Raw genomic sequence first — 7,227 nt, 5'->3', positions numbered from 1 at the left:
CACGTCGATTCCACGCTCGAGCAGCATTTCCTCAACTTCACGCAGACTAAGGTTGAACCGCAAATAAGCCAGACCGCGTGAGCAATGATCTGCGGTGGAAAACGGTGACGCTTGAAGCCGATATCTGATGTCTGCATTGCCGAAAATTATGCGCAACCCGTCAGGCAGGCAACCGCAACCCAGTTAACGTGACAATACCGCAAGGGGCGATGTCGATCGCGCCTATGTGTGGCGTCCACCACCATGGACCGGCACCGCACCCCTTCAAAGCCCGAAACGGCTCCACAATGCTCTCTCTTCCGCCGCTTCGACAAGCCCTGTCGCGAGACCGGATGCAGCACCTTCGAGCGAGACCGGCGACACACCTGGAATACGGCGGCCGAACAGGCCGCGGCCGGCGGTGACGAGCTCCAGTTTGGTCTTCTGGCCGTAGCGCCTCTTCAATTCCTGGCGCATGTCGCCGAGGCCATCGATGAGGCCGAGCTCGAGGCCGCGCGTGCCGCTCCAGAACAGGCCGGAAAACACCGTCGCATCGTCCCTCAGCTTGCCGGCGCGATGTTCGCGCACCATGGAGATGAAGACCTGGTGGATTTCGAGCTGCAGGCTCTTCAGATACTCGATATCCTTTTCCTTTTCCGGCTGGAAAGGATCGAGGATCACCTTGTTTTCGCCCGCCGTATAGACGCGGCGTTCGACGCCGATCATCGCTGAAGTCGAAAGACCTTCATGCGGCTGTTTACTCGCCCCAGCATCACCATTGCCTGGAACTTCTCGGCAATGACCGTTTCTCGCGCATAGGCCCGAAGTCGCGGCATCGGAAAATCGAGCATAGAAGGATAATCCAAAACCTCCACCCCAGGCTCAAGCGCATCGCCAAAACCGATGTCGATCGTCAGGTTGATCCGGGCTCCGCTGATCGAAGCGATCACCCGCAGCCTGAGCCCACCATAATCCAATGCCTCGCGAATACGATCCACATGCAGCGTATCAGCGTCGAACGTAACGCCATCGTCGGCCTCCTGCGCCAGAATTTCCCGAAAGGTATCAAGCATCGGGTCCGGACTCGGATCACCGAAACCCAAAAGATCGAGGTCGCGCGTGCCTCGGTGCGGATTGTCGAACCAATTCATCATCAACATCGCCCCTTTTAGAACGAAGCGACCGGCGTGGGGCGACTGGCTAAGCCGGAACAACAACCGTTCAAGAGCGAAACGCGTCAGGACCAGATCGAAGCTTTGCCCGCTTGCCTTGGCGAGTTGCAGCAGGCGGGCGCGCACCGAGGCGCCGACGTTTCTGATTTCTTTAGCCATTGGCGGTCAGCGCCTCGAGATACGGCCGGATCACCGATCCGACGCCACCGTATTCGGCCTGGTTGGCGATTTCGCCAGGAGTAGTCCTTCGTTGCCGCAGCGCCTCCTGCAGCCCTTCTATCGCTACCGAAAGGCCGATCTTGTTGCGATAGCGAAAGCAATCGGCAATTGTCTTGGCAATTCCAAAGACCTTCACAGGAACGCCTTCAATGACATGGGTTTCGACGCTTTCGTTGAGAAGGCTGTCTGTGAAACGCACGATGCGCATAGCGGGGCCGTCCAGTTTCGGAGCCCAGTCCTTAGGGGCTATGGCAAGCCAGATTTGTCCCGGGAGCTGATCTGTCAGGCCGTGGAACGCCAATGCCGAAACGAGGCAGATAACGCCTTTGGGCGCGCGTTTGGCGACCTCCGCCAGACTGTGGTTGACGTCGAGCTGCGCATCAGGAAGTTGATAAAGACCGCGGGCAAGCCGGAGCACTTCACCATCTCGTTCCATTCGGCTCATGGTGGCAGCCGTCACACCTGCGTTCCGCAGTTCCACCAAACGTGCTATTCCGCGCTCAGTTAGCACGGCGCGGGCGATTTGGCGTTGCGTGACGGGACTGGGCATTGATATAAAAGCTCGGAGATTGGATCTATTATCCTAGGATTTGTATCACAATCCCTAAAGCCGAGAAAGCCATCATCGCCTTATGAATTCTTCACCACGAATAGTTGCCTCGATTGGATGAGAGCTGACAAATCCAGTGGTCGTCAAGAGTAAAGATGTAGCCTTGCCGACGGACCTAGCCAATTGACGTGAAAGCATTGCCGGCCGGGCATGAACCCGTCAGTCCGCAGGACAACTTCTCTTAATCGTCAAGCTCGGCGGTTGGCATCTGTGACCCCTCCGGGGGCCGCTTCAGTAACTCACAGGCTTCGATGCCCAAGACTGTCGCCAAACGGTCAACGACATCGATGCTTGCATTGTAGACGCTTCGCTCAAGCGAACTGATGTAGGTGCGATCGATGTCCGCGCGATGGGCGAGTTCCTCCTGGGACAAGCCTTTCGCCTGCCGTGCAGCTCGCAAATTACGCGCAAATGCCTCTCGAATCTCCATGATCCGGAGAACAGCGGCTTGATGAGTTTCCTACCACGGAGTATTCTCTACAGCACAAGCGAGGGTCGAATCCTTTTGAGCAAATAAGCAAGACAGTGTCGTTCAAGTCCCTGCAATCTTCGACGTCAGTATGGAGAGGCGCGAGATGAAATTGCACAGGACCCAGATGATGCTCAGCGGATATTGTGATGGCGCTCAACCGATATAATAAGGCCGCAACCTTAGGTTCGGGCGGCAGAATGAAGTTAGGGAGAAGCGGATGAACGATGTGGGCTCATCTCGCCGCAGTCTGATGCAAGACTCAGAACTAGAGGTGCTGGCGGTTGCCGCAATCCGCGAGCACCGCCATCTTATTGCCGCTGATGAGGCTGTCTATGAGGAATGGACTCGCGCCAGCGCCGATCCGTCCGTTTCCGGTGCCGTACTAAAAAGTCTGCAGGATGAGTACGTCGCGCGTCAGAACAAATCTGAGGCCCAGCAGGAGTTGTTGTCGGAAATCATCGATGCGCTTGGTTACATCCCTGAAGTTGCCCCAGATGGCGAAGAATGACGCTCATACCAGACCGTGGTCTTTGGCGATCGCGACAAGTTGCGGAACGGTCGCTGCGTCGAGCTTTTCGCGCGCCTTATCAAGGTAGTGCTGCACTGTCCTCGGGTTGATCCCCGTCAGCATTGCGGTTTCCTGAGCGCTTTTGCCCTTTGCCGCCCACATGAGGCACATTGCTTCTCTTGGTGAAAGCAACCGTTTCGGAGCGACAATCGTCTTCGCAGCTATGATTTTCAGGCGGTAATGGATCGCCAGAACCGCACGGATCGCTTTTTGCGCATCCTGCAGCTTTTTAACGTCAGCCGTCTGGGCTGAGGATGCAAATGTCAGCATCATCGTCGACCCGAAACTTCCTTCGACGGGAATAGTCACCCCACTCCGAACGCCGTAATCGATCGCCTGGTCCCGAAAACGCCTGAGTTCGGATATTCCACGAGCGGGCCAATCGTCGGCCGTCCAGGAAAACATTTCCATGCGACGCTTGGCTTCCGTAACGACCGGGTCGATGCGGGAGTACTGGCTTTCGAGATAAACGCCCTGCCATTCCTCCGGATAGGAGTTGAATGTGCGGATTTCCAACCCCTCAGTCTGCAGATAAGCAAAACGGTCGAAGCCACATGCGTGTGCAAATGTCTTCAGAGCGCTCTTGATCATACGTTCATCATGCGCGGCTTCTGTCATGTCGATGAGAGAGCGAAGGTCACCGTCCACTAACTTTTCTCCTTTTGCGACGGCGCAAGCCTCCCACTCGTGCCGCCGTTCTGACGCCATGAGGTACCGGTTGCCACCGTTCGGCTAGCCGGAGCCACATGGGACATTGGACGATACGGCAGTTTCTTCTATGCGAAGCAGATCCGCGTTCGTTGGATCGCCTAGGTCTATTGACCTGTGCCGAGTATTCAACTCTTTCTGATCTAAAGACGATGATTTTTGTAGAGAATTTTAGTCACACCTGCGCCGCCATGCGGAATGACCTTGCGACGTTCAGCGCTGTGGCGAAAATCTGAGGATCCTTTACCTGGTTAGCGGCCGCTATAGACAGAAGGAAAAACAATATCCTGATCGACCAGGACGTTGAACTTGTAGCCCGGCCGGATGTGAATTGTCGGCTGAACGTTCAGATTCTTCGAGATCGTCTCTTCCGCTACCCGTCCGAATGACTCGGCAAAATTCCGCCGAGCTGCATCCGAGGCCGTGTCCTGCGTCGCGAGCGTCGAACTCTCAGGCATCGACATATCGATACCAGTTCCGATGATTGCCACCAGCGCAGCCGAACCGAAAGTCCTCCAGAGATGGCGGTCGGCCATGTCTTGGAAGCCCCCATATCCTTCGGCGTCTGTGCCAGCCATGCCGCTGATCTGCAGGGTAGATCCGTTCGGAAAAATGAGGTCCGTCCAGACGACGAGAACACGTTCCTGGCCGAATGAGACCTTGGAATCGTAGCGACCGAAGAGCTTCGCTCCCTGCGGTATGAGAAGACGGTAGCCAGTTGCGCTGTCGTAGACATTCTGGCTGACCTGAGCGGTAATGCGCCCCGGCAGGTCGGAATTGAGGCCGGTGATCAATGTCGCCGGGATAACCGAACCGCGCTTCAATTCATTGGGTGACATCTGCGGCACGACCTGGTTTGGCAGGTAGCCAAGATCCTTGATGTCCTGATTGAAGAAATCCTCTTTCGACGTCTGCCCGTTCTGATCGACGTTTTGTCCCATCAGTCCGGATTTCATGGCGGCGGCATAAAGGTCTGAAGCACTGTTTGCTGCGACATTTGTCGGCTGACGGCTGGTGTCGTTGGTGGAGTTTGCGGCCCTCTCGACATCGGAGATGTCGACCTTCAGCGGCGAATCGAGCGCCGTGGAACGAGCCTGAAGACGCGCCATTCGTTGGCGCTGCGCCTCGCGGATATATTGCTCGTCCTGCTCCCGCTTCAGCCGCGCCTTCCACTCCTCTTCGGGTTCAAGCCTTTGTCGACGGTCTTGTCGCCCCTCTGGTCGGCGCTCGACGACCGGCTCGTGCTTTTCCTCTTTGTCGATGACGACGGGCGTCGGCTGAAACACCTCCTGCTTTTCTGGATCACCGACAATTCCATCCGTGACACCCCGTTTAAGCTGGTCGCCGAAACTGGTCGCAGGGCTGTTGGAAGCACTCTCGATATCGCCACGATTGAAGGAAAGCCCGCGAAGGGACAGACCAATCACCACGACGCCGACGAACAGCGCGAAGACAATGATTGCGATGAGGATCGGCAGGCGATTGAGCCGGCGCATGCCCTGCTGATCGTCGGCTTGGCTGGACGTGCCAAGCTGGAGCGACTGGACCATGTTAATCTCCGTCAGTTGCGCTGCATGATCGAAAGGGGACTGGCCGGCGTCGCGCCGGCCGCCGTCGGCGTGTAAGCGCGGCCAAGAGCGATGGAAGGCGTCGAGACCTGTACTAGGACCTGTCCGTCGAAGCCCTCGATTGCATAAGCAAGCTCGCCCGGCTTGACGTCTTTGGCGACTTTGCCGTCCGTGACGACCGCGTAGCCCCACCCCTTCAGGGCCGCCTCGAGGGCGGTCGCGAATTCCGACGTGTCCTTCTCCAATTTAATCGTCGTCGTAGCACCCGCCGGGCCGATCTGTTCAGCCAGACGGCTTGCCATGTCGCCGGCGATGGCGCTTGCAGCCGGCCCGGTGACGGCCACAGGCGTGGAACTAGTGGTCAGAACGTCGTCGGCCGTTTGGCAACCGGAGAGTAGCGCGGCCATAATGAAATATGCGAGAAGCTTCCGCATGGTTCAGCCTCCTCGCCGGATGGCGATCTTCTGTTGCCGCCAACCGACGCCGGAAACGAGGATCGCCCTGTCGATCGCATAATCGACGGTCATCATGTCGTTCTTCATCCGGTAATTGACGATGCGATTTTGACCGCCGGAGACGACGAAGAGCACAGGCGCGTCCTGGTCAGAGATCGACTTCGGGAACTGGATGTAGGTCTTCACCCCGTCAGAATAGACCCGCTTCGGTTTCCAGGGCGCGCTCCCGCTCACCGAGTAGGAGAAGTTCAGCTTGTCCGGCGCTGTGCCCGGAATGCCGCCCGTTTCGAGACGGGCGTTGATATCGGCGAGCTTGGTGGACACGTCTTCCGGATATTCGAAACCAATGCGCGCCATGTACTGGCTCGGATAGGACTTGAGCTGAATGTGATAGGTGCGCCGTGATGTGGTCACGACCATCGAGGTGAGCAGGCCTGGCTCCGACGGTTTGACGATGAGATGGATCGCCTGTCCGCCTGTGGCCCCCGAGGTGGCCGGCTCCACCTTCCAACGAACCGTGTCGCCGACCATAACATCGCGAACGATCTCGCCACCCTGAAGTTCGATGTCGCAGACCTGTAGCGGCGAGCAGACGACGGAAGGTTGCGTTTCGCCGAACAGGAAGATCACCTTTCCGTCCGGTCCCGTCGTGACCAGTCCCGGCGTGCCGCGCCACTTGCTGGAAAGATTTGTTCCTTTCACCTCGCTGCTCGTCATACTTTGCGCCTGCGCGCCCGCCGCAAGCAAGAGCCCGGCAATGCCGCCGGCCGCTGCCATCAATCCCATTTTTTTCATTGAAAGAATCCCTGCCCTCAAAGCTGTGCCGTCCAGTCGAAGTCCCGGACATAGAGGCCGATCGGATTGAGGCGGATCGTCGCCTCATCCTGTGGCGCGGTGAGCGCGACCGTTGCGATGCCGCGGAAACGGCGCGTGCCGGTTTCCTTACCCTTGCGGTCCCGCTCGTATTCCGTCCAGTCGATCTGATAGGTCTGGTTGGAGAGCGCCACGATGTTGTTGACCTCGATGGCAACTGTCGAAGACTTCGCCTTCTCGAATGGAGAATTGCCTCGAAACCAGGCGTTGACCTTCTCCGTCGACGGATCGGACGTGTGAAGAAGCGCATAGGTGCGGTCGATATATTGCTTCTGCACCACCGCATCCGGTGTGATCGAGCGAAAGCTCGTGACGAAGTTACCGAGTGTGGCGCGCACCACGCGGACATCGGCATACTCGATCTGCTCCGGAAAGCCTGCCGTAACCGCGGTTCCGAGCTTGTCGACCTCGACGATGTAGGGCACCAGCCTCACTTGCGTGCTCAGATACATCGCGTAGCTGAAGCCGATGACGGCCATGACCAGGCCGAGGACACCAACAACGCGCCATCCGGCTGCCGCTTTCACATAAGAGCCATAGCGTTCGCTCCATTCCTGGCGGGCGGCAAGATACGGGTTTTCCGGGGCGCGGTTCGCTGCCATT

The 7,227-nt window shown here is 57.7% G+C and carries 8 protein-coding genes and 3 pseudogenes; 1 reads left to right on the top strand and 10 read right to left on the bottom strand.

The annotated features are described in order from the left end of the window. The 5 genes and pseudogenes from OS035_RS32060 to OS035_RS32040 all read right to left on the bottom strand — a co-directional run. Window positions 1-137, bottom strand: a pseudogene (locus tag OS035_RS32060) (IS6 family transposase); the annotation flags it as partial. 127 nt (window positions 138-264) lie between these two features. Beyond that, window positions 265-702: pseudogene (locus tag OS035_RS32055) on the bottom strand (S49 family peptidase); the annotation flags it as partial. 14 nt (window positions 703-716) lie between these two features. Then, window positions 717-1,310, bottom strand: a pseudogene (locus tag OS035_RS32050) (nucleotidyl transferase AbiEii/AbiGii toxin family protein); the annotation flags it as partial. Beyond that, window positions 1,303-1,920 (bottom strand): type IV toxin-antitoxin system AbiEi family antitoxin domain-containing protein, encoded by a 618-nt coding sequence (locus tag OS035_RS32045; protein ID WP_331815183.1) that lies wholly within the window; start codon window positions 1,918-1,920, stop codon window positions 1,303-1,305. The gene OS035_RS32045 and the pseudogene OS035_RS32050, both read right to left, overlap by 8 nt. 241 nt (window positions 1,921-2,161) lie before the next feature. Beyond that, window positions 2,162-2,410: a helix-turn-helix domain-containing protein gene (locus OS035_RS32040; protein WP_331815180.1), complete on the bottom strand. Its 249-nt coding sequence runs from the start codon at window positions 2,408-2,410 to the stop codon at window positions 2,162-2,164. A gap of 259 nt (window positions 2,411-2,669) precedes the next feature. Here OS035_RS32040 and OS035_RS32035 point away from each other — a divergent pair, with 259 nt between their 5' ends. After that, on the top strand, window positions 2,670-2,960 hold the full coding sequence (locus OS035_RS32035) for a transcriptional repressor TraM (RefSeq protein WP_331815178.1): 291 nt from the start codon (window positions 2,670-2,672) through the stop codon (window positions 2,958-2,960). 3 nt (window positions 2,961-2,963) lie between these two features. Here OS035_RS32035 and OS035_RS32030 read toward each other — a convergent pair whose 3' ends face one another. The 5 genes from OS035_RS32030 to OS035_RS32010 all read right to left on the bottom strand — a co-directional run bounded on the left by OS035_RS32030 (window position 2,964) and on the right by OS035_RS32010 (window position 7,226). Further along, on the bottom strand, window positions 2,964-3,668 hold the full coding sequence (locus OS035_RS32030; protein ID WP_331815175.1) for an autoinducer binding domain-containing protein: 705 nt from the start codon (window positions 3,666-3,668) through the stop codon (window positions 2,964-2,966). Between the two features lie 311 nt (window positions 3,669-3,979). Next, the gene (gene trbI, locus OS035_RS32025) at window positions 3,980-5,278 is read right to left on the bottom strand and encodes an IncP-type conjugal transfer protein TrbI (protein ID WP_331815172.1); all 1,299 of its coding nucleotides are present in this window, start codon (window positions 5,276-5,278) and stop codon (window positions 3,980-3,982) included. Window positions 5,279-5,289: 11 nt separating this feature from the next. Next, on the bottom strand, window positions 5,290-5,730 hold the full coding sequence (gene trbH, locus OS035_RS32020) for a conjugal transfer protein TrbH (protein ID WP_331815169.1): 441 nt from the start codon (window positions 5,728-5,730) through the stop codon (window positions 5,290-5,292). A 3-nt stretch (window positions 5,731-5,733) separates the two neighbouring features. Next, window positions 5,734-6,546, bottom strand: a complete 813-nt coding sequence (trbG, locus tag OS035_RS32015) for a P-type conjugative transfer protein TrbG (protein WP_331815166.1) — start codon at window positions 6,544-6,546, stop codon at window positions 5,734-5,736. A gap of 17 nt (window positions 6,547-6,563) precedes the next feature. Beyond that, the gene (locus OS035_RS32010; protein ID WP_331815163.1) at window positions 6,564-7,226 is read right to left on the bottom strand and encodes a conjugal transfer protein TrbF; all 663 of its coding nucleotides are present in this window, start codon (window positions 7,224-7,226) and stop codon (window positions 6,564-6,566) included. Window position 7,227 lies beyond the last annotated feature (1 nt).

The organism is Rhizobium sp. 268, assembly GCF_036571585.1.
In the GTDB taxonomy this organism is placed as follows: domain Bacteria; phylum Pseudomonadota; class Alphaproteobacteria; order Rhizobiales; family Rhizobiaceae; genus Rhizobium; species Rhizobium redzepovicii.
This window is presented reverse-complemented; position numbering and strand designations above follow the sequence as displayed.

Coding starts and splice junctions, on each gene's coding strand:
- OS035_RS32035 (WP_331815178.1), top strand. CDS start 2,670: ATGAACGATGTGGGCTCATCTCGCCGCAGTCTGATGCAAGACTCAGAA.
- OS035_RS32045 (WP_331815183.1), bottom strand. CDS start 1,920: ATGCCCAGTCCCGTCACGCAACGCCAAATCGCCCGCGCCGTGCTAACT.
- trbI (WP_331815172.1), bottom strand. CDS start 5,278: ATGGTCCAGTCGCTCCAGCTTGGCACGTCCAGCCAAGCCGACGATCAG.
- OS035_RS32010 (WP_331815163.1), bottom strand. CDS start 7,226: ATGGCAGCGAACCGCGCCCCGGAAAACCCGTATCTTGCCGCCCGCCAG.
- OS035_RS32040 (WP_331815180.1), bottom strand. CDS start 2,410: ATGGAGATTCGAGAGGCATTTGCGCGTAATTTGCGAGCTGCACGGCAG.
- trbH (WP_331815169.1), bottom strand. CDS start 5,730: ATGCGGAAGCTTCTCGCATATTTCATTATGGCCGCGCTACTCTCCGGT.
- trbG (WP_331815166.1), bottom strand. CDS start 6,546: ATGAAAAAAATGGGATTGATGGCAGCGGCCGGCGGCATTGCCGGGCTC.